Source organism: Aeromonas molluscorum (genome assembly GCF_051376105.1).
GTDB classification, from domain to species: Bacteria; Pseudomonadota; Gammaproteobacteria; order Enterobacterales; family Aeromonadaceae; genus Aeromonas; species Aeromonas molluscorum.
Genome location: NZ_JBPQCY010000002.1, coordinates 1,455,132 through 1,477,962 on the forward strand (window position 1 = coordinate 1,455,132; position 22,831 = coordinate 1,477,962).

Consider the following 22,831-nt stretch of genomic DNA (forward strand, 5'->3'; position numbering starts at 1 on the left):
TGGGCAAGGTCCCAAACTCAACAAATAACAACAAGACAAGGAAACTAAGATGCTTAGTTTTTTCAGGCCCGCGCCTCATATCGAGCGTCTGCCGGCTGACAAGGTTGACCCCTTCTACAAGCGCATGCGCTGGCAGATGTTCTTCGGTATCTTCTTCGGATATGCCGGTTACTATCTGGTCCGCAAAAACTTCAGCCTGGCGATGCCTTACCTGATTGAACAAGGATTCTCTCGCGGCGATCTGGGCTTGGCCCTGTCCGGGGTGTCCATTGCCTATGGTCTGTCCAAGTTCCTGATGGGGAACGTCTCGGATCGATCCAACGCCCGTTACTTCTTGTCGGCGGGCTTGCTGCTCTCGGCCGGCATCATGTTCATGATGGGCACGGTGCACTGGGCAACCTCCAGCATTGCCATCATGTTCGTGCTCTTGTTCCTGAACGGTTGGGTACAGGGTATGGGCTGGCCCCCTTGTGGCCGTACCATGGTGCACTGGTGGTCTCAAAAAGAGCGTGGCGAAGTGGTCGCGGTCTGGAACGTGGCGCACAACGTCGGCGGCGGCTTGATTGGCCCGCTGTTCATTCTGGGAATGGGTTGGTTCAATGACTGGCGCAGTGCCTTCTATGTCCCGGCTGCGGCAGCTGCCGCCATCGCGGTGATCGTCTTCTTCGTGATGCGTGATACCCCGCAATCTGTCGGCCTGCCACCCATCGAGGAGTACAAGGACGACTATCCGAAGGACTATGACGCCAGCCACGAAAAGGAGTTCTCCGCCAAAGAGATCTTCATGAAGTACGTGCTGCACAACAAGCTCTTGTGGTACATCGCCATCGCCAACGCCTTCGTTTATCTGATCCGTTACGGCGTGCTGGACTGGGCACCGACCTACCTGAAAGAGGCCAAGGATTTCACCGTTGATAACTCTTCCTGGGCCTATTTCCTGTACGAGTGGGCCGGTATTCCGGGCACCCTGCTGTGTGGCTGGATCTCGGACAAGATGTTCCAGGGCCGCCGTGCCCCGGCTGGCATCCTGTTCATGGTGCTGGTGACAGTGGCCGTGCTGGTCTACTGGCTCAACCCAGCGGGCAACCCGACCGTTGACATGCTGGCGCTGGTGGCCATCGGCTTCCTCATCTACGGTCCCGTCATGCTGATTGGTCTGTATGCGCTGGAGCTGGCACCCAAGAAGGCGGCCGGTACCGCGGCAGGCTTTACCGGCCTGTTCGGCTACCTGGGCGGCGCAGTCGCAGCCAACGCCATGTTGGGTTACACGGTCGATCACTTCGGCTGGGACGGTGGCTTCATGGTGCTGACGGCTTCTTGCCTGATCTCCATCGTGTTGCTGGCCATGACCCTCAAGCACGAAAACATTGCCGTTGCTGCCAAGAAGGCGGATGCCAATAAGGCATAAAACGTGATCCTGACCTTATTGATCCCAAAGGGGATAAGGTAAACTCCGAAAGGCCCCGCATCTGCCGGGGCCTTTTTTCGTTTCATCATCGGAGTGCAAGCGTGAAACAAACCCAACGACATCTGGAAATACTGGACGTCCTGACGCGGCAGGGATTTGTCTCGACGGAAGACCTGGTGAGCCATTTCGACGTCAGCCCGCAGACCATACGCCGGGATCTCAACGATCTTGCCGAACAGAACAAGATACGTCGCCACCATGGCGGCGCCTCATTGCATTCGAGTACCGTCAATACTGCCTACAGTGCCCGCAAGGTGATGCAGCTCAAGGAGAAAGAGCGTATCGCCCGCGAGGTGGCTGCCAACATTCCCGACGGCTCCTCGCTCTTTATCGATATAGGCACCACCACAGAGGCCATTGCCCGGGCCCTGCTCGATCACCGCGAGTTGCGGGTGGTGACCAACAACCTCAACGTGGCCAGCATTCTGACCGCCAAGGATGACTTCACCGTCATCATCGCCGGCGGCGAGATCCGCAACAGAGATGGCGGCATAGTGGGGGAGGCGACCCGCGACTTCATCGGTCAGTTCCGCATGGATTACGGTGTCATCGGCATCTCCGGCATCGATGGCGACGGCTCATTGCTCGATTTCGACTATCACGAGGTGAAGATAGCCCAGGCCATCATCGCCCACTCCCGTCAGGTGTTTCTGGCCGCGGATCACACCAAATTCGGCCGCAATGCCATGGTCAACCTGGGTCACCTCAATCAGGTGCATGCCCTGTTTACCGACCAGCCGCCCCCGGAGAAGCTGATGCGCATCATGGCCCAGCATCAGATAGAGTGTCATATCTGCTGATCACCCTGGCGCCGCCCCAGTGGTGGCGCTAGGTCGGTTCTTCCCGCTGTTTTATGGCATCTGGCTGCCCCACAGCCGTTTTAGAGATGATGGCTCGCTCGCTTAGGGCGGCTCGGTAACCCCGGCCATGACTCGTTGCATCCTCTTCGCACTATTCCTGCCGTTGCCATCCTGTGCCCTCTTCTGATTGCCATCGCTGCATGTGACCTCTTTGCTGGCTCTTTGCCCCCGTATTGCGGGCCTGCGGCAGCTGCCCATGGTCATCCGATCGTTGGCAGCCCTCTCTCCCTTTGCCTCGCTTGTCGTTTCATCCTTGCTATTGGGTAGCAAGCGATGGTTTCAACGGCTGCCCGGGCCTTGGTTATCCTTTGTCTTTGGGTGTGGCTGCCCCCTGCTGCAAGGAGGGCGAAGCCGGATCCTTTTTTTTACTGTTTGGCCTCTATCTCGATCACACTTTCATTACTAAATGTTCGTTTATAGTTTTTTTATGCTCTAATATGAGCGAAATCAAACATTGCCACCTTGGCGAACGCAAATATAAGAAAGTAGGTGAACATGAGCGAACATTATGATCTGGTCGTCGTCGGCGGCGGCATCAACGGGGTCGGCATTGCGGCGGATGCGGCGGGGCGGGGGCTGAAGGTGGCGCTGTTCGAGGCGCAGGATCTCGCCTCGGCCACCTCGTCCAACTCCAGCAAGCTGATCCACGGCGGATTGCGCTATCTGGAGCATTATGAGTTTCGTCTGGTGAAAGAGGCCCTGGCCGAGCGGGAAGTACTGCTTGGTATGGCGCCCCATATCGCTCGCCCGATGCGTTTTCGTTTGCCCCATCGCCCGCATCTGCGCCCGGCCTGGATGATCCGCGCCGGTCTTTTCCTTTATGACAACCTGGCCAAGCGCGACAAGCTCAAGGGCAGCTGCGGTGTGCGCTTCTTGCCGCAAGATGGGTTGAGATCGGGGATCAGCAAGGGCTTTGAATATTCCGATGCCTGGGTGGATGACGCCAGACTGGTGGTGATCAATGCCATGATGGCGCGCAGCAAGGGAGCCGAGGTGCAGACCCGCACCCGCTGCGTGAAGGCGACCCGGGATGCCAAGCGATGGACCCTGACCCTGGAGCGTGAGGGCGGTGAGCGTTTCACCGTCACCTGCAAGGGGCTGGTCAATGCGGCAGGCCCCTGGGTCAAGACCTTCTATGACGAGGGGCTGCACGAGAAATCCCCCCGGGGTATCCGCCTCATCAAGGGCAGCCACATCATAGTGCCGCGCATCCACGAGCGCGAAGAGGCCTACATCCTGCAAAACGAGGATCATCGCATCGTCTTCGTCATTCCCTATCAGCAGGATTTCTCCCTCATCGGCACCACCGATGTGGAGCACAGAGGCGATGCCCGCGACGCTCACATCAGCGACGCCGAGGTGAACTACCTGTGCAACGTGGTCAACGCCCACTTCACCAGCAAGATAGCGCCGTCCGATGTGGTCTGGACCTACTCCGGGGTGCGTCCGCTCTGTGATGATGAGTCCGATTCGCCCCAGGCGGTTACTCGGGATTACACCCTCGAACTCTCTGGCGATGCCGATGGTGCCCCCCTGCTCTCGGTGTTTGGCGGCAAGCTCACTACCTACCGCAAGCTGGCCCAGGCTGCCTGCAACAAGCTCAAGCCCTGGTTTGCCCAGATGGGGGAAGATTGGACCGCGACCAGTCGTCTGCCCGGCGGCGAGTTTGATTGCAGCACCCAGGAACTGGCTCGCGCCTATCGACTCGAGTTCGACTGGCTCGACGAGCGCAGCGCCCAGCGCATCAGCGAAGCCTATGGCAGCCAGGCCCGCCTCTGGTTGCAGCATGAGCGTGGCGAGCACTTTGGCGCCGGCTTGTATGAATCCGAGGTGCGTTACCTGCTGGAAAACGAGTGGGCTCACAGCCTGGAAGACATCTTGTGGCGCCGTAGCAAGTTGGGGTTGCGTCTGGATGCCCAGCAACAAGCCGCCCTGCAAGCCTGGCTTGAACAGTTCCATCACGCCCTGCCACAGGCCATGTAAAGGATGAGGGCATGCCCCGGGCATGCCCCTGTCATCACGAGCAGATGGCCATCACGCCCTGGCCGGTATCATCTGCTCGTCATACTTTCCCTCTATAACAATGACCTGCCCCATGACGGCGGTCTGACATATGACCCCAAGGTTGACCTGCGCCACCGATTGGCAGTTTGACTTACCTACCTGACCCTTCAATAACAACAAGAGCACCCAAGATGAAACAAGTAGCCTTATCCCTTCTTGCCCTCTCCCTCGGCGCCAGCCTCTCTCTGCCTGCACTGGCCGTCGATGAGGGCAAGGTCGTCATTGCGCACCGCGGCGCCTCCGGCTATCTGCCCGAGCACACTCTGGCCTCCAAGGCCATGGCCTATGCCATGGGGGTGGATTATCTCGAACAGGATCTGGTCATGACCAAGGATGACCAGCTGGTGGTAATGCACGATCACTTCCTCGACGGCATCACCGATGTGGCGGCGCGCTTCCCCGGCCGGGCCCGTGCAGATGGTCGCTACTATGTGGTGGACTTCACCCTGGCCGAGGTGCGCTCCTTGCGCATGACGGAGCCCTTCCAACTGGTGGACGGCAAGCAGGTGCCCGTCTATCCGGCCCGCTTCCCGCTGTGGCAATCGGATTTCCGGATCCACACCTTCCAGGAAGAGATAGAGATGATCCAGGGCATGAACAAGAGCACCGGCAAGCAGGTCGGTATCTATCCCGAGATCAAGGCGCCCTGGTTCTTCCGCCACGAAGGCAAAGACATCTCCCAGGCGGTGCTCAAGGTACTCAAGGAGTACGGCTACACCAATAAGCAGAGCAAGATCTATCTGCAGAGCTTTGATGCCAATGAACTCAAGCGCATCAACAGCGAGCTGATGCCGGCCCTCGGCATGGATCTGAAACTGGTCCAGTTGATGGCCGAGACCGATTGGAATGAGACCATGGTCTACGACACCAAGGGCAAGGCAACTCCTTATGACTATGACTGGATGTTCAAACCGGGCGCCATGAAGACCATAGCCGGTTATGCCGAAGGGATAGGTCCCTGGAAGCCGATGATAGTCACAGAGCCAGGTACTCCGGGCAAGCCGGTGTTCACCAGCATGGTCAAGGATGCCCATGCCGCTGGGCTCAAGGTACACCCTTATACCTTCCGTCAGGACGAGGGCCAGATCCCGGCCTATGCCAAGGACTTCACTGATCTGCTCAACATCTTCCTCTATCAGGCCGATGTGGATGGGGTGTTCAGCGATTTCCCGGACAAGGCGGTCGCTGTCATCAAGGCGCACGGCAAAGCGTAAACCACAGCGCAACAGGGAAGAACGAGCGGGGCCAGGTGCCCCGCTTTGTTATGGGCAGGCCACAGGGAAGCGATAAGCCCGATCGTTTGCATGATCCGGCAAGCCTGCGGGGAAGGGGAAAAGTACCCGCCTTGGTGGGCGAGGGGACTGTCAATGGCAGTGGCGGGATCATGAGGTCGGACTGAATGGTTACTGGGTGTAATTATTTATTTACGATTTGTGGTTTTCTGGCAAGTGCCCGACCCTATCTTATGGATCTTCCTGATATGAAGCTGGTTGTTTATCCAGCTGTTGACAGCTTTTACCGCTAGTTACACTTGATTGTTTGTTTTTCCTTGGTAAGGTGGGGGCGGTTGCGTAACAAAGGGTGAACTTGTGTAAACATTTAAATACACACCCCTTTTGGCTTAGACAGTAGCGAGAATGACATCATGCACAGAGATCCCCTGAACAACATCCACATCCAGTCCGAACAGGTCATGATCACCCCGGCCCAGCTCAAGGAGCGACTGCCCATCTCCGAGCAGGCCCTGGCCTTCGTGCAAGGGGCACGCAATACCATAGCCGACATCATTCACCGTCGGGATCACCGGCTGCTGGTGATCTGTGGACCCTGCTCCATTCATGACATGGACGCCGCCAAAGAGTACGCAACCCGACTCAAAGCGCTGCATGATGCCTATCAAGATTCTCTCTACATAGTGATGCGGGTCTACTTCGAGAAGCCCCGTACCACAGTCGGCTGGAAGGGATTTATCAACGATCCAGACCTGGACGGTACCTTTGACGTCGAGCTGGGACTGCACCGGGCCCGGGAACTGCTCTGCTGGCTGGCCGAGCTGGAGTTGCCGCTCGCGACCGAGGCGCTCGATCCCATCAGCCCGCAATACCTGGCCGAGCTCTTCTCCTGGTCGGCCATCGGCGCCCGTACCACCGAATCCCAGACCCACAGGGAGATGGCTTCCGGCCTCTCCATGCCGGTCGGCTTCAAGAACGGCACAGACGGTAACCTCGGCACCGCCATCAATGCCCTGCAGGCGGCCTCCAGCCCCCACGCCTTCATGGGGATCAACCAGCAGGGCCAGGTCGCGCTGTTGCAGACCCAGGGCAACCCGGACGGTCACGTGATCCTGCGCGGTGGCAAGCACCCCAACTACGACTCAGTCAATGTCTCTCTGGCGGAAGAGGCGCTGGAGAAGGCCGGCCTGCTGCCGGGTCTGGTGGTCGATTGCAGCCATGGCAACTCCAGCAAGGATCACAGGTTGCAGCCCAAGGTGGCCGACAACGTCATCCACCAGATCCAGGAGGGCAACCGCTCCATCATAGGCGTGATGCTCGAATCCCATATCAACGAAGGCAACCAGTCCAGCGAGCAACCCAAGTCCGAGATGCGCTACGGCGTCTCCATTACCGATGCCTGCATCAACTGGGAGACCACGGCCGAGCTGCTGACCCGCTGCCATGAGCAGCTGGCGGCCCCGCTCAAGGTGCGCGCACAGGGCTAACTCATTGAGTCTGTGTGTGAAAATGTTGAATAATAGGGCGTCGCATCCGGCGACGCCGTCAGGAAGATGTCATGGCACAAGAGTTGAACGCCCTCAGGGACAAGATAGATGTCGTCGATCGCCAACTGCTCGATCTGCTGGCCCAGCGTCTGGTCCTGGTGGGTGAAGTGGGTGAAGTGAAGAGCCGCCATGGCCTGCCTATCTATGCGCCGGACAGGGAGGCGAGCATGCTGGCCCGTCGCCGGGTCGAGGCCGAACTGCTGGGGGTGCCCGGCGATCTGATTGAAGACGTGCTGCGCCGCGTGATGCGCGAATCTTATGCCAGCGAGAAAGACACTGGCTTCAAGTGCATCAATCCGGCGCTTGGCAAGGTGGTCATCATAGGGGGTGAGGGGCAACTTGGCCGCCTGTTTGGCCATATGTTCGGGCTCTCGGGCTACCGCGTCGAAACCTTGGAACAAGGGGATTGGCCACGGGCCGACGATATCCTGGCTGGTGCGGGTCTGGTGATGGTGGCCGTGCCCATCGACATCACCTGCCAAGTCATCGACCGGCTCGGCAAGCTGCCAGCCGACTGCCTGCTGGTGGACGTGACCAGCGTAAAGTCAGCGCCGCTCGAGCACATGCTGGCGGTGCACCAGGGGCCTGTCTTGGGACTGCACCCCATGTTCGGTCCGGATGTGGCCAGCTTTGCCAAGCAGGTGATCGTCTGCTGTCAGGGGCGGTTGCCTGAACAGAGCCAGTGGCTGCTGGATCAGATGACCATCTGGGGCGCCCGCCTGCAGCAGGTGGAGGCCAAGGCCCATGACGAGGCCATGACCCTCATTCAGGCGCTGCGCCACTTTGCCACCTTCGCTTATGGATGGCACCTCTCCCAGGAGGAGGCGGATCTGGAGCAACTGCTGGCACTTAGCTCGCCTATCTACCGGCTGGAGTTGGCCATGGTGGGGCGGCTGTTTGCTCAGGATCCCGAGCTTTACGCCGACATCATTCTCTCTTCCCCCCAGAATCTGGCCATGGTACGCCGTTACTTCGAGCGTTTCGGAGAGGTGTTGCGTCTGCTTGAGCAAGGGGACAGGGCGGGCTTTATTGCCGCGTTTCGTCAGGTCTCCAGCTTCTTCGGCCCCCACGCCGATCAGTTCCTCAAGGAGAGCCGCATGCTGCTGGCTCAGGCCAACGACAGGCGTCACTACGGCTAAGGCGGCTCAAGATTGGAGCGCTAACATGGATAGCAAAAGGGGCCCTCGGGCCCCTTTTTTATGGCGTGATGACAGCACCATGGCTCAGTCAGCCGTCGGCAAATAGAGTTCTGCACCGTCCCAGCCCAGGGGCAGGGTGAGCAGCGCATCGATCAGCTCCCGGCGCTCGGATTTTTCCAGATAGGCGAGATAGAGCGGGCGGCGCAGGGGCTGGCCTCCCTCCACCGGATGCAGACGTCCCTGTTCCAGGAAAGGGGTCACCATGCGCCGCGGCAGGTAGGCGGCCCCGCCGTTGGCGAGCACGAACTGCAGTGCCATGCTGGCGGAACTCGAGTGGAGCACAGGGGTTTTTTGCAGACTCTGCAACCGACTGGGCTGCGGCTCGAAGCTGGTGCCCCAATCGAGATGAATGTGGGGCATTTGCATCAGGTTGTCAGCATTGGCGGCCGGGTCCCGGCTCACCAGCTCGAACACCAGCTCGCCGATGGGGTGCAGGGCTATCTCGTCAATCTTGGTCGGCTCGGAGAGCAGCGCCAAGTCGAGGGAACGCTCCAGCAACTGGCGGCAAAGGTGCTCGCGGGAGGCGGTCTCGAGCCTTACTGCCAGACCGGGCGCCAGGGCGTAGACATGATTGAGCCAGTCATTGAAGTCCAGTTCCCAGAACACGGGGGGGGCCCCTATGGCGAGCTGCTGGCTGAAACCCGGGGAGAGGGCCACATCCTGCTTGGCACGGCCCAAGGTGTGCAGAATGGCGTCGGCATAGGGCAGCAACCGCTCGCCCGAGGCGGTCAGTCTGATGTTGTTGCGATGACGGGCAAACAGACTGACCCCGAGTTGCTGCTCGAGTTGGCGGATGCGAAAGCTCACCGCCGACTGGGTCAGATAGAGATTCTCGGCGGCGCGGCCAAAGTGACGGGTCTTGCTGACTTCAATGAAGGTACGTAGCAGTTCGGTATCCATCAGTCGAGGGACTCGTCACCGCCACCCATGCCGCCACTTCCGCCGAAGCTGCCAGCAGCCTCGTCACTGGCGCCACCGGCGACGGTACAGAGGCGATGAACCCGCTTCGGGCCTATGACTTTGAGATACTTGAACCATACCTTGGCGTGAGGGTTGCTACCGGGCTCACCCGCCTTGAGTTGCTCGGCGAAGGCGGTCTCTACCTCGTCGCGCGGCGCCAGGTTGCCCTGGTAGATGGCCAGCATGCTGGTACCGTATTTTTCCAGACTGTCTGCTTCGGCGACGGTGAATTCACCACTGCGACGCAGGCCACGGGGAAAATGTTTGAAGTCGTTGAAACGCTTGTCTGATTCGAAGCTCATAGTGCTCTTGTTCTGGTTAGTTTGACCTTTGCGGGCAAGTATCATCAGGCTTTTAAATAGTGCAAAATCAATTTTCTCACTATCTTGATAAAAATATCTTATTGAACTTTTTACCCCCGTCTTTGGTGATAATTGTCGGGGTAACTTGATCAAAAAGTGAAGAAAATAACGGACTTATGACGCAAGACGTCATCCATTTATCATTTTTCTTGCCCATTTTTGGCAAGGAAAAGGGCGCACAGTGGCGCCCTTGTGGTTCAGTTCCGAGAGCCAAACTGGCTGCCCAATATCATTCAATCATGGCCGGTTGCGCCTGGGCATCGGCACGCCACAAGCGGTAGCGCACCTCGTACTCCTGGGGTATATAGATGACGAAGGGCAGCTTGGAGTTGTAGTTCACGAAGAAGCCTTGGCCATAAATCTGGATGAAGCTCTCTTTCTTCTGGCCTTCCGGGCAGGCCATCAGGGTGCTGATGGGGTCGGAGACCTTGCCCAGGGTCAGGTAGTTGTAGCCCCACCCCTTGACGCTGTGCTGTTCGAGGTTGCCGGCGAAGCGCGGCACATTGCAATCGACCAGCATCTTTTTGCCGACTTGCAGCTCGACCATCATGTCGGCTTCATTCTCGACTTCCGGCAGGCGGACAACCACACGTTCCTGGTTTATTTCGGCGGCCGGGAACATGCTGATATCAAATTTTTTCGGTTCGGCGGCGAAGGCATGCCCGCTCAGCAAGAAGGCGCCCAGCAGGCTAAAACGCAATACGGTTTTCATCTGTACCTCATGGGATTGATCTATCGTGGCTAGACTAACCGCTTCACCGTCTTCATACCAGCGCTCTGCCACGCAAATCCAGCCTGTCCGGCCACACAATGACGTGATTTGGCTATTTTACTGACAGTACGTGCAATCACTGTACTGTTTGGTTGAGAGCTGCTGGCCGACAACAGATCGCATAGCATCCATTGTCAGCCAGACCCGCAGGCTCAGCGAACCAGCAAGAGTTGTTTGGTCCCGGATCTTGGGGCATGCATGCCGACGGCCCCACTGGTTATCTCCATATAGGCGACACTCTTGTCCGCCGGGAAAGGGGTCGAAGACCAGAGATAGACATAGCCGTCGTTGACCTCTTTCCCTTCGCCCGCCATGGCACGGGGAAATATGGTTTCGTTCAGTGCCGGTTTGTAGCAGGCGGACTCCAGCAGGCTGGTCAGCTCCTTGATGGTGGGCAGGCGCCAGTCCTGATGGCCACCAAAGCCATGCAGTCCATGGCTGGATTCGGTGCGGATCCGCTCTGCGGTCAGCAGCGCCTGCTGCCAGTAGAGACGAGTCGGCTCGCCGCTGCAGCTCTGGTTCTGCCAGGTTTGTCCCAACTGGCAACGCATCCAGGTCAGGCCCGTGGTGCGATCCGTCACTGTACCATCGCCATGATCGGCAAAGCGGGAGGTCGGGCTGGTTCTGGGCATGTTGTCATCGCAGATGGCGGCGGCCATGGCGTTGGTGCAGCCAAGGGTGAGCAGCAGAGTCAATATCTGTTTTTTCATCGGGTTACCTCGCCGACAAGGCGCAGTTGCAGGGCGTTGACATCGGAGGGGGTCTGCACGGCAGTCGGGTAGTCGGTACCGGCATCGCTCCCCCAGAAGATGGGCGTGATGACGGCAAGAGGGACGCTCTCCAGGCGGCGGGATGGCGTCAGCGTCTGGCTCCAGTAGTAACCGTCAAAGCCATTGGCTCCTGTCCCGAGATCGGGGAAGTAGCGGACATCGAGGGTGGCTGTTTGCCCGCCTTGCTGATGGAGTGAGCCGTAGTGCTGCAGACTCATCAACTCCTGGGCATGGGGCAGGCGCCAGTGGCCGATACCGCACAACTGTTGCTGGTTGAGCCATTGGCGGTACTGCTGCGTCGTGCAGATGGCCTCACTGTTCGGACAGGCGTAGTCCAGCTCATCTTGCGTCGGACGATAAGGGCCAAACTCCCAGGCGAAGACCCGGTGCAGGTCGCGGGGACTGCTGGCATCATCCAGTTTTTTCTCCCAGATGAGGCCGGTATTGAGATCTTCCACGCAATCCCACTGGGAGGCGTTGTCCGGCAAGGGTTGGCCCTGGCTGTCGAGCTTGCGATAACGCAGCGGTTGCTGTTTGAGGCTGGCATCCTGACCCGGGTGATCGGCAGGCTCGTCAGTGAGCAGATAGTCGGTGCCGTCACTGTAGGTCGAGACACCGCTGGCCGTGACCAGCGTCCGGGGTTGCTGCTGCAGCAAGATGGCTTCGAGCCTGGCCTGCAGGTCAAGCAGATCGCCACCATTGGCAAAGTGGCGGCTCAGCTCGGGCAGCAGGATGAAGAGCCCGGGCCACACCTTGGTCTGGCTCGAGGCGGCAGGTGGAGCTGGCACTGCGCCGTTTTGGGTGAGTACGGCCATGATCAACTCCCCGAGTGCCAGGTTGAACTCCTGCAGCTGATGCAAGGAGGCCAGCTCCGGGTTCGGTTGCAGGGGGGCCAGGGCCGCCAGCAGTTCGCTGAGTGTCTGGTGGGGCGGCGTCCCCTCGGCGATGCGGCTCTGCAACAGGCTGCTCAGTAGACTGGGGGTGAGGTGCTGGCCATCTTGGCGGGCTGCGGGGTGCATCAGGATAAGCGCTGCCGGATCCCCGGGAATAAACAGCAGCGGGCTGGTCAGCAGGCCGGGTGCCTGACTTTGCAGCTGACGGGCACCCGCGGGGCCACTGACCTCAAGTTCACCGGCATCGCAGCTGTCGTTCTGATTGCTGTCGACGCAAAGGGTGCCTGTCTGGGGCAGATTGACGGTCAGGGTGTAGGCCGGGATGGCAATAGGCGTTTCGTCTGACTCGCCAGCGCCACAGGCGGTGAGCAAGGGCGCCAGCAGGCAGGCCAGCGGGGTAAATTTCAGATTCATCTCTTGTCCTGAGAGGGGCCTTGGCCCCTCGCTGTGATTGATTGGGTCTGCCTTAGCCGCGACGCAGGCGTCGGCGCCAGAGGGCGAGTGGCAACAGCCAGAGCAGGTTGATGGCACCGCCACCGCTGCTGTCCGAGGTGTCGAAGTGGATGATGCCGTCCTTTGGTGGGGCAACGGGGCTGCCACACTGGGCCCCGATGCGCTGGCTGATGCTCCAGCCATTCAGGCGCCCCTGTTTGCCAGGCGCATTGTCCACCAGCTCCAGGGTCCACTTGCCCGCCAACGGCTCGCCGTTCAGCAGGCTCAAGGGTTGCAGGGATTGCAGTTCGGTCGGGAAGACCCCCTTGAGGCGGGGCAGCGGGCTGTAGCCCTTGTCCCAGATCTGGACCCGGGTGCCGGAGGGGGAGTTGAGCCAGATCTCCAGTTCGTCCAGAGCCTGATGTTGCAAGTCCAGAGTCAGTTGCAACTGATTGCTCACCCTGGCATCGGTTTTTTCCAGCATCAAACTGGTTTCGCTCAAGCCCTTCTCATGGCTGCTGATGGCATCTCTGAGCGTCAGGGGCCTGCCATCGGCCCGGCCGATGACAGGAGTACCGATGGGCAGGCTCAGTGGCTGCTGCCATTGCCGCTCACTCGGGCTGGCGCCGGTCAGATTGAGCTCCGCAGACAATGTGGCCACATCGCCGCAGGCCAGCGGGCTCTGTGCCTGCAGCCTCAGGGTGGTGGTCATGCGTTCACCCGCCGCCAGCGTGCTGGCTTGCCACTGATAGGGAGCGGCTTGCAGGCCGCTGGGCAGATCCAGCGTCAGCGCGTGCAGGGTCACCGGGGTGTTGCCGGGGTTGGTGATGTTGAGCACCACGGATTGGCGTTCCCCGAGTTCGATGGCGCTGCCGTCGGCCAGTGCGATGTTGACCGGTGCCAGCAAGAGACCGTGCTGGCGGAATGCCTGCTCCAGCAAGCGGCCATAGCGGCGCGCCGGATAGAGCCGCTCGGCCGTGTCTACCGTGAGGCGGGCCAGCTGCGGCATGCGGATGGCCGGGCCCAGCCCGAAGTGGGATTCGATGACGAGGCGGTCAAACTCGTCCCGCGCCACCTCGCCATGTTCGGCTACCGCCGCCAGCAGCGCCTGAAATAATGGTGTGCCCCACAGCTGATCGCCGTTGCTGCCGTTGATGGTTCTGTGAGCTGGATAGTTGTAATCCGGGTGGTAGCGGGCGCGCAGATCGTCAAGCTGGCGCGGGGTTCTGTCGGTGAAGCGGGCATCCCAGTTGAACACCATGGCCGGTTCGAACTGGCGACCCGCCTCGCTGCGCTGACGATGACTGGCCGCCAGATAGTCGCTGAAGCCTTCGCCTATGGCGCCCCAGTCTCCCTCATCGCCGAGATCCGGCACTATGTGATGCTGCACCGCATGGCCAAACTCATGCCAGACAACCATGGGATCCTCGGCATCGGGGACACCGCTGCGGCCCAGCTCCAGCCTGCGTTCGAACGGATCGTAGAGGGAGTTGTCCTGATAGCCCGCATCGGTATCGATGTCGAGGGCGCCGGGGATGAGGTCGGCAAAGCCAAGCCCCTTGAGGTGGCGCTGGGCCAGGTCCAGATGGTAGTAAGCGTTGATGTCGGCAAAACCGAGGCTGTCGCGGGTCAGACGAAACCCTTGCTGGTTGTCGGCGCTATATGGGGCCGTGCTGGGCTCCATGGCATCGACGACCCGGGCGTGGGGGCCGCTGAGCAGATAGTCACTGCCCAGCAGGGTGACGGGCAGCGCCACCTTGTCCTGATAGGCGGCGTCGGCGATCACCAGGGTATCGTGCCAAGTCAGGCTGGCATCTTGCAACTGGGTGCGGGGATCCGGGTCGAACACCCGGGCCTGCACGGAGACATCACCGGCATCGGCTGCCTGTCGCGCCGTGGTGGTCGCCATGTCGCCCCAGCGGCCGAGCTCCTCAGTGCCGTCGCAGCGGGCAAACAGCTGCACATAGGAGGCCTTGGCGTTGCCATCCTTGTGCTCGCGTATCCGTTGGCGCAGGGCCGGCACCAGGGTCTCCCCATCACGCCAGTACCAGGCCTCGACTGGTCCGAGCGTGTCAATTTTGTCACCTCCATCACGCAGGCTGGTGAGCAAGGGATCCAGATTGCCGCTGGCATCGCATGACTGCGTGGCCGCGAGGGGGCGCAGATTGTGGTAGAGGCGCCAGGGTTTGCCGGCCGAGTCGATGCTGACGGCGGCCTGGGTGGTGGCCACCGGCAGGCCGTTGACCAGCATGTGGAAGCTATGGTGATGGCCGAGCAGGCTGGCCCTGTCGTAGTCGGGGGCAAGGGTCACACCGAGGCGAGCCTCCAGCCAGGCTTGCGGCGTGATGATCAGTGGCGCTTCATCGACAAACTGCAGCTCGGCCGCGCAGAGGGGCTGGGAGAGCAGGGTTGCCGCCAGCCAGAGGGCCAGGGAAGAGGGTTTCATAAATGACTCCAGAGCAGAATGGAAAGAGTGAGGCATGGCATCAGCGGGTGACCCCGGCCAGGCTGAGCAGGAAGGCATATTCACGGGCCGCTTTCTGCTGGGCCGTGCGCGGCGTGGCGAGATGTCCTCCCTCAAGCTCGGTACTCAACAGATAGGGGCCTGCGCCAGTGCTGTGCTCCCGCAGCCGAGCCATCCACTTCAGCGGCTCCCAATAAGGTACCTGGCTGTCATGGAGTCCGGCCGTGACATAGAGGGGCGGGTAGGGGGCGGCGTGCAGGTTGTCATAGGGGCTTAGCCTGCGCATGGCGGCGTAGTCGGCGGCCTTGGCCGGATTGCCCCACTCCCCATACTCCTGGCGGGTGAGGGGCAATCCGGGATCGTTCATTGTGCCGAGCAGGTCGACGAAGGGGACTTGCAGCACGGCGCCGGCGAAGCGGGCTGGCGCCTGATTGAGCGCCGCCGCCACCAGCAGGCCACCGGCACTGCCCCCCATGGCGAACAGGCGGGCGGGATCGATGGCGGGATCCCGGGCCAGGGCATCAGCCACCGCCAGGAAGTCATCCACGCTGCGCTGCTTTTGTTGGCCACGGCCATCTTGATACCAGGCATCTCCCAGCAGGCCGCCGCCACGCACATGGGCGATGGCGTAGACGACGCCGCGATCGATCAGGCTCAGTACCTGGGGCTGGTAGTAGGGGCGCATGGGGGTGCCATAAGCGCCATAGCCGTAGAGCAGCAGCGCCTTGGGGGTGCCGATGTCTGTGCGCCACACCAGGGAGACGGGTATCCGGGCGCCATCTTTGCCCAGCACCCAGCGCCGCTCGCTCCGATAGGGGGTAGGGCTGGCCTGGGCACCATCATTCAGCCATTGCCCTGAATCGAGATCCAGCCAGCGCTGGTGCGGGGCCTCGGCCATGCCCTGGCGGCGGATCAACACGTGCTGGCTGGCCGGATCATGAGCGCCCTGGATCCAGGCCGTGCCTGCCCCTTCCGTGAGCGGCAGGCTATGGCGAAGTTCGCCGTTCGCATCGAGCACATCGAGCCAGTCATCGCCCGCCTTGCGATATTGCAGCACTGTGTAGTTGGCAAACAGACGCCACTTCTCGAGGGTGCGGTCCCGGCCCTGCCAGCGCCGTTGCCACGCCCCTTGACCCACCTCGGCCAGGCTGGCTGCTTGATACAGGCCGAGTTCCCCCTCGAGGTTGCTCTTGAGCAGTACCCGCTCCCCTTGCGTATCGAGGTAGTACTCGACACCGGGTTGGCGGGCCTTGAGCAGGGCGGTGCTGCCACCATCCAGCAGGTATTGCTCCGAGCTGTCGTGGTTGTTGCTCTGCAAGATGAGGTGGCGCTGGTCCGTGGTGCGATAGAGGCTGAGCAGCCAGGCGGGGTCGGCCTCCTGATGGATCAGCTGTTCCTTGTCCCCCTGCCAGGCCCAGAGTTGCCAGGGACGCAGAGTATGGCGCTCGTTGGCCAGGGTATAGAGGGTGCGACCATCCAGGCTCCAAAGCAGATCGCTGGCGCGGTGAGTCAGGGTGGTGAGCGTTTTGCCGCTTGCCAGATCCAGCAGCGTGATGCGGTAGTCCCGGGAGCCCAGGCTGTCTTCGGCCAGCGCCAGCCAGCGACCATCAGGGTGCAGTGACCAGTTGGCGAGCTCATAGTAGCCGCTGCTTGGTTGACGCGGGGCCAGCCGTTGTCGTGCCGTGGCCTGTTCATCACTGCGTTGCCACAGGCTGCCGTCCGCTTCCATCCGCCACTGGCTGCCAGCCAGGCTCAGCCATTCGGCCGGCATGGGCTCACCGCGTGTCCGGGTCTGCCACTCGGCCAGCAGTTGTTGTGTCAGCCCTTGCTGGCCGCTGAGCTGCTGCTCGGTCCAGCGATTCTGCTGGCGCAGCAACGCCAGCAGTTCGGGTGAGCTGCGGCCGTCGTCACGCCAGCCGCCATAGGGATCGATCCGGGCTATCTCGCCCTTCATCAGCAGGGGGCGCCGGGCTATGGTCGGCGCGGGGTCGACAGCCTGCGCCGCAGGAGTGGCCAGGAGGGTGGCCAGGATGAGGAGACCGTGCATCAAAGCCCCACGAAGGTGTAGCGCAGGCTGGCGCTCAGGGAGCGACCCGTCTGGGTGAAGAGATCTGCATTGCTGCCAGCTTCCAGCCCGGCCACATCTTGATAGCGGGTGTAACGGGTGTCGAACAGGTTATCCAGCTTGAGGTTGACCTTGAGGGCGTCGGTGATCAGCCAGTCGGCGGTCATGGCTAAGCTGAACCAGCCTGTGCTCTTGAGGCAGTCACCCTGGCTGCCCGTCAGACTGTTGCCGCAGCTGGGCACCCGGTTCATGGCGGCGGCGTAGTCTGCCTGCAGGCCCAGACTCCAATCGTTGGCCTGATAGCTGAAGCGAGTATTGCCCTCCAGTGGCGTGAGGGTGCGCAGCGCTTCACCTTCGCTATCTTCCCCATCCACCCAACCGAGCTTGGTGGCGAGTTCCCACTGCGGGGTCAGCCAGTAGCTGGCGGCGACTTCGGCGCCCCAGGTCTCGGCTTTGGCCACGTTGCGATACTGACGCAAGATGACCCCGTCACTTATCCGCAGTCCCACTTCCCGCCAGTCGATGAAGTTGTAGTAGCGGTTGTAGAAGATCGCCGGTTTGATGTGCCAGTTCTCTCCCTCGCCACCAAGGCCCCACTCGACGCTATGGCTGGTCTCTTCCTGCAGCTCGGTATTGGCGATGATCTCGAACGGCGGCAGGGCAAAATAGTGGGGGATATTGCCATACACCTTGTCGTAGGAGGGGGCGCGGAAGCCGTTGGCGTAGCTGAGCCAACTGCGCCACTGGTCATTGAAGCGGTAGCTGGTAGCCAGGCTCGGGGAGATATGCCAGCTGTGGTTTTCGCCATGGCTGCCATCGATCGGCGCCAGCCACTGGTGATCCATGCGCAGGGTCGGGGTGAACTGCCACCTGCCCAGGGTCGCCACGTCCCCCAGCCAGACTCCGGCTCGGTCGGTGCGCGCCCGGCTAAAGGGGGCCGACTGTCGAGGCTGGTTGACCCCCTCTTCCAGACTCAACTTGTCCACCGGGCGCTCGTGGTTGGTGCGCTCCAGCTCCATGCCGTAACTCAGCTTGTGGTCGAAGGCGCCAGTGCTCAGATCGCGGCGAATATCCAGCTCGCTGCCGACTCTCTCTTCGATGAAGGTGGCCAGCTCCCGCTCGCTGCGATAGCGCGGGTAACCGCTCAGCAGGTCGTTTTGCAGCAGGCTGCGCTTGTTGGCGCTGTTCTTGGAGTGATTGCCATACAGGCTCCAGGTGAACTGATCCGCCAGCAGGTTGTCGAGACGGCTCGCCTCCCAGCTCAGCTTGCCGCCCTGGGTCTTTTGCGATCCATCTTCGCGGTATTGGCGTACCTGCCATTTGCCATCGGGCTGGGGCACTTCACGTGGCCCTTGATCCCGCCGGGCATTGTCTTCGAAGTAGTCGAGTTCGAGGCGCAGCAGATGATGCTCATTGAGCTCGAAGCGGGAACTGGTGGAGGCGCTGAGGCCGTCCAGATCGGCCGGGATGCGGCTCTCGTCATAGTTGGCCGTCTCGTGTCCCTGCCAGCCGGAGAGGCGCAGCAGATGTTCTGTGTCCAGCAGACGAGCGGCGCCTGTGGCACTCAGTTTCTGTTTGGCGCTGCTGCCATCGTGCAGGATCTTGCTGCTCAGATAGGCATCCTGGTCCTGCAGGTAGTCTTCCGGTTGCTTGGTGCTGATGACGATGGTGCCACCTATGGCATCGGAGCCGTGCAGGGAAGAGCCCGCCCCCTTGGCCACTTCGATCTGTTTGACGTCATCGAGGTCGAAGCTGAAGCGGCCGACCTTGTCATTGAGGTCGTCGGCACCGAAACCATCGCTGATCCGCACGCCATCCTTGATGATCAGCACCCTGTTGCCACCCATGCCGCGGATGATGATGTTTTGCGGTCGCCCGGCCGAACCTGTCACCGAGACGCCGGGCTCATTCTTGAACACATCGGTCAGTTCGGTGGCGACCTGGCGATCCAGATCCTCCTCAGTGATGATGGTGATGGAGCCCGAGACATCGGATAATTTTTGTTCAACCCGCTGGCCCTTGACCACTATGGTCTCGCGCGCCTTGAGGGAGGGATTGATATCTGCCGAGTCGACCCTGGCCGGATCGCTGGCGGCCAGGGCTGTGCCGGACAGCAGCATGGGCCAGTAGTGCAGTGGTGCTTTCATTGTTGATAATGATTTTTATTTGAGCCTGAAGGGCGCGGATTATTGCAGACTCATTAGGGTAGATCAACAATTGATAATAATTATCACTTAGATTTCAGTTGGCTGATATTATTGATGTTTATGACAGTAATTCAATGGCGATTGATAGTGCTGGCTGAGGAGGTCAGATGGTCATCGCGATGACGTGTGAGGCATGCCGGGGAGATGAGAGGGGGACTTGCGGGGCCTGGCTCGATTCCGCTCAAAGACGACAGTGCCCGCCATGAGGCGGGCACTGTCGATGAGGCGGGTTCTCAGGGGGCGCGGTAGAAGCGGTTCAGCTCGTTCATCACCTGGATCATGGCGCCCATGTCCGGGGTGGCATGCTTGATGTGGCGGTAGCTGTCCCAGTCACGGAGTTCGAAATCCCCCTGCCGGTTGAACTGGGTAATGGTCTTGTCCTGATAGATGGCAAAGTTCTGCTGATCGCCCGCCAGCAGCCAATTGCGCTGGCCAGGATCGAACAGGTTGCGGCCACTGCTGTAGTCCCGGCTACCATTGGCGACCCCCAGCATGCTGGGCATCAGGGTTGGTACCAGATCCATGTGGCTGGTGCCGGTGTTTATCTCGGCAGCCGATTTGCCCGGCCAGGCCAGCACCAGCGGAACCTGTACCTGATAGCGGGAATAGTTGCTTCCCGAGCCCCAGCTGTTGCGATCCGTATCGTTGAACTCCTGACCATGGTTGGCGGTGATCACCACTATGGTGTCATCGCTGAGCCCTTTTTGCTGCAACTCATCCAGCATCTGCTCTAGCAGTTGATCGGTATAGAAGACCGCATTTTTGTAACGATTTTCCAGCTTCTGACGGTTCTCGGCGCGATAGGCGGTGGCCGGGTTGAACTTGGTCAGTTCGGGCTGGAAGGGGCCCTTGATCTCGGCGGGCAGCTGATAGGCACCCGGGCTGGATAGATAGACAAACGAGAACCAGGGGCGGTCGGTCGGACGCTGGCCCAGCCACTGTTGCCAGTCTGCAATCAGCTTGCCATCATCCTGCTGGCGCGAGACAAACACTTGCTTGCGCAGGCCGGCGAGTATGCTCCGGCGATACTTTTCAGCATCATCAAGGGCGCCAAACAGGCCGAATTCATAGTCCTGGCGCAGCATCTCATCCAGCAGAACCGGCGGTGTCTTGTCGAGGAGAATGTCGTTGTAGTAGTGACCGGGCAGGCCATAAAACAGGCTGAACATGCCCATAGCGTCGTCGTTGCCACCGCTCAAGTGATGGCGGAAATTGAGGTGCTGATCCGCATAGCGTTGCAGCGTTGGCATGTTGATGTTGTTGAGCATGTCATAGCGCAATGAATCCACCACCACGATCAGCAGATTCTGGTGACGACTGGGCGCGTTGACGCTGAGCGGACGCAGCGGATAGCGCAGCCGGCTCTCGCCATCTATGCCCTGGGACTGGGCCTCTTTCTCGTACTGATCCAGATCCAGCCAACCATGCTTGGCCAGGAAGCTCTTGGCTGTCATGGGGTAGGAGAGGGGGAAGTTGGCTTTTTGCATGGTGATGGGTTGATACAAGGTCGCATCGGCCCAGCTGTTGACCACATGGGTCAGAATGAAGCAGCCGAGCAGAGCCAGCCCCACGTGGTTGCCGTATTGACGACGCTTGCGCTTGTTGATCTTGCGCCACACATAGGCTGACAGCAGCAGTTGCAGCAGGAAGATGGTGGGCACCGCCACGAAGATGATGCTCCAGATAGAGCCCTCTTCGGTCTGGGCCTGTTCCAGTAGCAGTTGCCACACCTGGCCGTTGAGGTGGAACTTGAACAGCCGGAACACCTGAGTGTCAATGAGCAAGAGCACCAGCGCCAGGGTAGCCACTATGGCCGAGACGAAGCGCAGCGGCTTCTCTTTGGGAAGCACGAAGCTTAAGGGGAATATGGTCAACAGATAGGTGACGAAACTCAGGAAGGAGAAGTGGCCTATCCAGCTGATGATGAGATAGACGATCCCGAGGGTGGTCGATGGCCAGCTGATGGCACCCAGATAACGGGTGGCGATCAGCATGGCCAGAATGATATTGAAGAAGGAGAACCAATGCCCCCAGGTGATCAGGCGGGAAACGTTATCACGATAGGGGTTGCCGGTTTCGACCATAGTGATCCATCTACTTGAAAAACATCAAAGAATGCGGAGAAACTCAGTGAGCATCGCGACGATGATCCACCGAGGCAGTGAGCGCCTGGATGTATTTTTCGGTGATTGCCTGGCGCTGGGCCGGGGCCATACCATTGATGATATTGGTGGTCAGGTTGCCAAGCACCATCAGACTGAGATCCACCGGCGCCTTGTGTTTTTCCAGGGCGGTGATCAGGTCGTTCATCAGGGCGTCAAACTGCTCGTTATTGTACTTTGATACGATGGGCATAATCTTCAGTTCATCTCAGTTCAAAGCGACTTATAATACTCCACCCTTTCGGCTAACACTATGGCTTTGTGACATGAGTCTCGATATCGACAAGATCATTCTTCACTCCCTGCGCAGTGGCAGCGGCGGTCAGCCCCAGGCCGATACCCGCAGCCAGACCCTGACCCCCGACGAGGCCGTTCAGGGGTTGATGGCGGAGCTGCATCGCATCTATAACGGCAAAGGCGGCAAAGGATTTGGTTACTTTGCCGAGGGCGAGGAGGGGGCAGAGGCGGCCGAGGGGGATGATGCCCCCAAACCGGCCTCTCCGCTGTTTCGCATCGCCCTCGAACAGCTGCTCGCCGGACAGAGCGACTTCGTCCCCTTCTCGGTCTCCATGACCCAGCACCTGGTCAAGACCCTGGTCGACCATGCTCTGGATGAACAAGGGGTACTGCTGTTTGCCAAATACAACTATGTGGGGGTCGACTATCTGCTGGTCGCCCTGCTGGAGGGCAAGGAGAGCGTGACGGTGAGTGAAGCCCTCGAGCTCAGCCATATCCAGTATCTGGATATCGGCAAACTCAATCTGGTGGCGCGTATCGATCTGACCGAATGGAAGACTCAGCCCGAGTCGCATCGGTATATCACCTTCAGCAAGGGGCGGGTTGGCCGCAAGTTGGGGGATTTCTTCCTCGACTTATTAGGTGCCCGTGAAGGCATGGATGCCAAGCTGCAAAATAAAGGGTTATTGCAGGCGGTAGAGGATTATTGCGCCACTCAGCAGCTTGAGCCGCAAGAGCGCAACGATTACAAGAAGCAGGTCTTCAAATATTGCACCGAACAGGCCAGTGCCGGTGAAGAGATCGAGATCCGTGAACTCTCGGCGGAATTACCCGGCGATAACGACCTCGATTTCTATAGCTTTATTGGCAAGGAATATGAGTTGGAGGATCGCTTCCCGCCTGACAGATCCACCCTGCGGGGGCTGACCAAGTTCGTCGGCTCCGGTGGCGGTCTGACCCTGAGTTTTGAACAGAAGCTGCTGGGCAGCCGGGTCTTCTATGATCCCCAAACCGACACCCTGACTATCCGCGGCGTGCCGCCCAATTTGAAGGATCAGCTGACCCGGTCGTCATAATGTGATCCAGCCCGGATTTTTGGTAAAAAGGCACCGCCGTTCGCTGCGGTGCCTTTTTATT

17 protein-coding genes are annotated in these 22,831 nt (G+C 60.1%); 7 read left to right on the top strand and 10 right to left on the bottom strand.

What is annotated here, in order from left to right; genetic code table 11:
* Window positions 1-49 precede the first annotated feature (49 nt).
* The 6 genes from glpT (at window position 50) to tyrA (ending at window position 8,310) form a co-directional block, all read left to right on the top strand.
* A complete protein-coding gene (gene glpT, locus ACSMDR_RS17345) occupies window positions 50-1,408 on the top strand; it encodes a glycerol-3-phosphate transporter (protein ID WP_005901756.1) in 1,359 nt (452 codons plus the stop codon).
* Window positions 1,409-1,509: 101 nt separating this feature from the next.
* Window positions 1,510-2,268 carry a DeoR/GlpR family transcriptional regulator gene (locus ACSMDR_RS17350; protein WP_005901758.1) on the top strand — a complete coding sequence of 253 codons (759 nt, stop codon included), beginning with the start codon at window positions 1,510-1,512 and terminating at the stop codon, window positions 2,266-2,268.
* 555 nt (window positions 2,269-2,823) lie between these two features.
* A complete protein-coding gene (glpD, locus tag ACSMDR_RS17355; RefSeq protein ID WP_436469048.1) occupies window positions 2,824-4,311 on the top strand; it encodes a glycerol-3-phosphate dehydrogenase in 1,488 nt (495 codons plus the stop codon).
* 212 nt (window positions 4,312-4,523) lie between these two features.
* Window positions 4,524-5,606 (top strand): glycerophosphodiester phosphodiesterase, encoded by a 1,083-nt coding sequence (glpQ, locus tag ACSMDR_RS17360; RefSeq protein WP_005901761.1) that lies wholly within the window; start codon window positions 4,524-4,526, stop codon window positions 5,604-5,606.
* A 431-nt stretch (window positions 5,607-6,037) separates the two neighbouring features.
* Entirely contained in the window at window positions 6,038-7,111 is a 1,074-nt protein-coding gene (locus tag ACSMDR_RS17365; protein ID WP_005901601.1) for a 3-deoxy-7-phosphoheptulonate synthase, read from the top strand.
* A gap of 71 nt (window positions 7,112-7,182) precedes the next feature.
* Window positions 7,183-8,310: a bifunctional chorismate mutase/prephenate dehydrogenase gene (gene tyrA / locus ACSMDR_RS17370; RefSeq protein WP_436469049.1), complete on the top strand. Its 1,128-nt coding sequence runs from the start codon at window positions 7,183-7,185 to the stop codon at window positions 8,308-8,310.
* 84 nt (window positions 8,311-8,394) lie between these two features.
* Here tyrA and hdfR read toward each other — a convergent pair whose 3' ends face one another.
* The 10 genes from hdfR to ACSMDR_RS17420 all read right to left on the bottom strand — a co-directional run bounded on the left by hdfR (window position 8,395) and on the right by ACSMDR_RS17420 (window position 21,650).
* Window positions 8,395-9,270: an HTH-type transcriptional regulator HdfR gene (gene hdfR / locus ACSMDR_RS17375; RefSeq protein ID WP_005901605.1), complete on the bottom strand. Its 876-nt coding sequence runs from the start codon at window positions 9,268-9,270 to the stop codon at window positions 8,395-8,397.
* A complete protein-coding gene (locus ACSMDR_RS17380; RefSeq protein WP_040319148.1) occupies window positions 9,270-9,632 on the bottom strand; it encodes a MaoP family protein in 363 nt (120 codons plus the stop codon). The genes hdfR and ACSMDR_RS17380 overlap by 1 nt, the downstream gene beginning before the upstream one ends.
* A 289-nt stretch (window positions 9,633-9,921) precedes the next feature.
* Window positions 9,922-10,404, bottom strand: a complete 483-nt coding sequence (eco, locus tag ACSMDR_RS17385) for a serine protease inhibitor ecotin (protein WP_005901610.1) — start codon at window positions 10,402-10,404, stop codon at window positions 9,922-9,924.
* Window positions 10,405-10,616: 212 nt separating this feature from the next.
* Window positions 10,617-11,174, bottom strand: coding sequence for an Lcl C-terminal domain-containing protein (locus ACSMDR_RS17390; protein ID WP_005901612.1), 558 nt, complete (start codon window positions 11,172-11,174; stop codon window positions 10,617-10,619).
* A complete protein-coding gene (locus ACSMDR_RS17395) occupies window positions 11,171-12,541 on the bottom strand; it encodes an Lcl C-terminal domain-containing protein (protein WP_436469050.1) in 1,371 nt (456 codons plus the stop codon). Before ACSMDR_RS17395 ends, ACSMDR_RS17390 begins: the two co-directional genes overlap by 4 nt.
* Before the next feature lie 52 nt (window positions 12,542-12,593).
* Window positions 12,594-15,005 (bottom strand): proprotein convertase P-domain-containing protein, encoded by a 2,412-nt coding sequence (locus ACSMDR_RS17400; protein WP_436469051.1) that lies wholly within the window; start codon window positions 15,003-15,005, stop codon window positions 12,594-12,596.
* Between the two features lie 40 nt (window positions 15,006-15,045).
* Window positions 15,046-17,070, bottom strand: a complete 2,025-nt coding sequence (locus tag ACSMDR_RS17405; protein ID WP_436469052.1) for a prolyl oligopeptidase family serine peptidase — start codon at window positions 17,068-17,070, stop codon at window positions 15,046-15,048.
* Window positions 17,070-19,235, bottom strand: a complete 2,166-nt coding sequence (locus ACSMDR_RS17410; RefSeq protein WP_436469053.1) for a TonB-dependent hemoglobin/transferrin/lactoferrin family receptor — start codon at window positions 19,233-19,235, stop codon at window positions 17,070-17,072. The genes ACSMDR_RS17405 and ACSMDR_RS17410 overlap by 1 nt, the downstream gene beginning before the upstream one ends.
* A 293-nt stretch (window positions 19,236-19,528) precedes the next feature.
* Window positions 19,529-21,379, bottom strand: a complete 1,851-nt coding sequence (locus tag ACSMDR_RS17415; protein ID WP_005901620.1) for a DUF3413 domain-containing protein — start codon at window positions 21,377-21,379, stop codon at window positions 19,529-19,531.
* A 43-nt stretch (window positions 21,380-21,422) separates the two neighbouring features.
* The gene (locus ACSMDR_RS17420; protein WP_005901622.1) at window positions 21,423-21,650 is read right to left on the bottom strand and encodes a YejL family protein; all 228 of its coding nucleotides are present in this window, start codon (window positions 21,648-21,650) and stop codon (window positions 21,423-21,425) included.
* A gap of 73 nt (window positions 21,651-21,723) precedes the next feature.
* On the opposite strand from ACSMDR_RS17420, the gene yejK reads away from it, so the two are divergent.
* A complete protein-coding gene (gene yejK / locus ACSMDR_RS17425) occupies window positions 21,724-22,770 on the top strand; it encodes a nucleoid-associated protein YejK (RefSeq protein WP_436469054.1) in 1,047 nt (348 codons plus the stop codon).
* The last annotated feature ends 61 nt before the right edge of the window (window positions 22,771-22,831 follow it).

Bases quoted from the DNA above. Each gene is read 5' to 3' on its own strand.
- ACSMDR_RS17390 (WP_005901612.1), bottom strand. From the start codon at position 11,174: ATGAAAAAACAGATATTGACTCTGCTGCTCACCCTTGGCTGCACCAAC.
- glpD (WP_436469048.1), top strand. From the start codon at position 2,824: ATGAGCGAACATTATGATCTGGTCGTCGTCGGCGGCGGCATCAACGGG.
- tyrA (WP_436469049.1), top strand. From the start codon at position 7,183: ATGGCACAAGAGTTGAACGCCCTCAGGGACAAGATAGATGTCGTCGAT.
- eco (WP_005901610.1), bottom strand. From the start codon at position 10,404: ATGAAAACCGTATTGCGTTTTAGCCTGCTGGGCGCCTTCTTGCTGAGC.
- ACSMDR_RS17415 (WP_005901620.1), bottom strand. From the start codon at position 21,379: ATGGTCGAAACCGGCAACCCCTATCGTGATAACGTTTCCCGCCTGATC.
- yejK (WP_436469054.1), top strand. From the start codon at position 21,724: ATGAGTCTCGATATCGACAAGATCATTCTTCACTCCCTGCGCAGTGGC.
- glpT (WP_005901756.1), top strand. From the start codon at position 50: ATGCTTAGTTTTTTCAGGCCCGCGCCTCATATCGAGCGTCTGCCGGCT.
- ACSMDR_RS17410 (WP_436469053.1), bottom strand. From the start codon at position 19,235: ATGAAAGCACCACTGCACTACTGGCCCATGCTGCTGTCCGGCACAGCC.
- ACSMDR_RS17405 (WP_436469052.1), bottom strand. From the start codon at position 17,070: ATGCACGGTCTCCTCATCCTGGCCACCCTCCTGGCCACTCCTGCGGCG.
- ACSMDR_RS17400 (WP_436469051.1), bottom strand. From the start codon at position 15,005: ATGAAACCCTCTTCCCTGGCCCTCTGGCTGGCGGCAACCCTGCTCTCC.
- hdfR (WP_005901605.1), bottom strand. From the start codon at position 9,270: ATGGATACCGAACTGCTACGTACCTTCATTGAAGTCAGCAAGACCCGT.
- ACSMDR_RS17365 (WP_005901601.1), top strand. From the start codon at position 6,038: ATGCACAGAGATCCCCTGAACAACATCCACATCCAGTCCGAACAGGTC.
- ACSMDR_RS17395 (WP_436469050.1), bottom strand. From the start codon at position 12,541: ATGAATCTGAAATTTACCCCGCTGGCCTGCCTGCTGGCGCCCTTGCTC.
- ACSMDR_RS17420 (WP_005901622.1), bottom strand. From the start codon at position 21,650: ATGCCCATCGTATCAAAGTACAATAACGAGCAGTTTGACGCCCTGATG.
- glpQ (WP_005901761.1), top strand. From the start codon at position 4,524: ATGAAACAAGTAGCCTTATCCCTTCTTGCCCTCTCCCTCGGCGCCAGC.
- ACSMDR_RS17380 (WP_040319148.1), bottom strand. From the start codon at position 9,632: ATGAGCTTCGAATCAGACAAGCGTTTCAACGACTTCAAACATTTTCCC.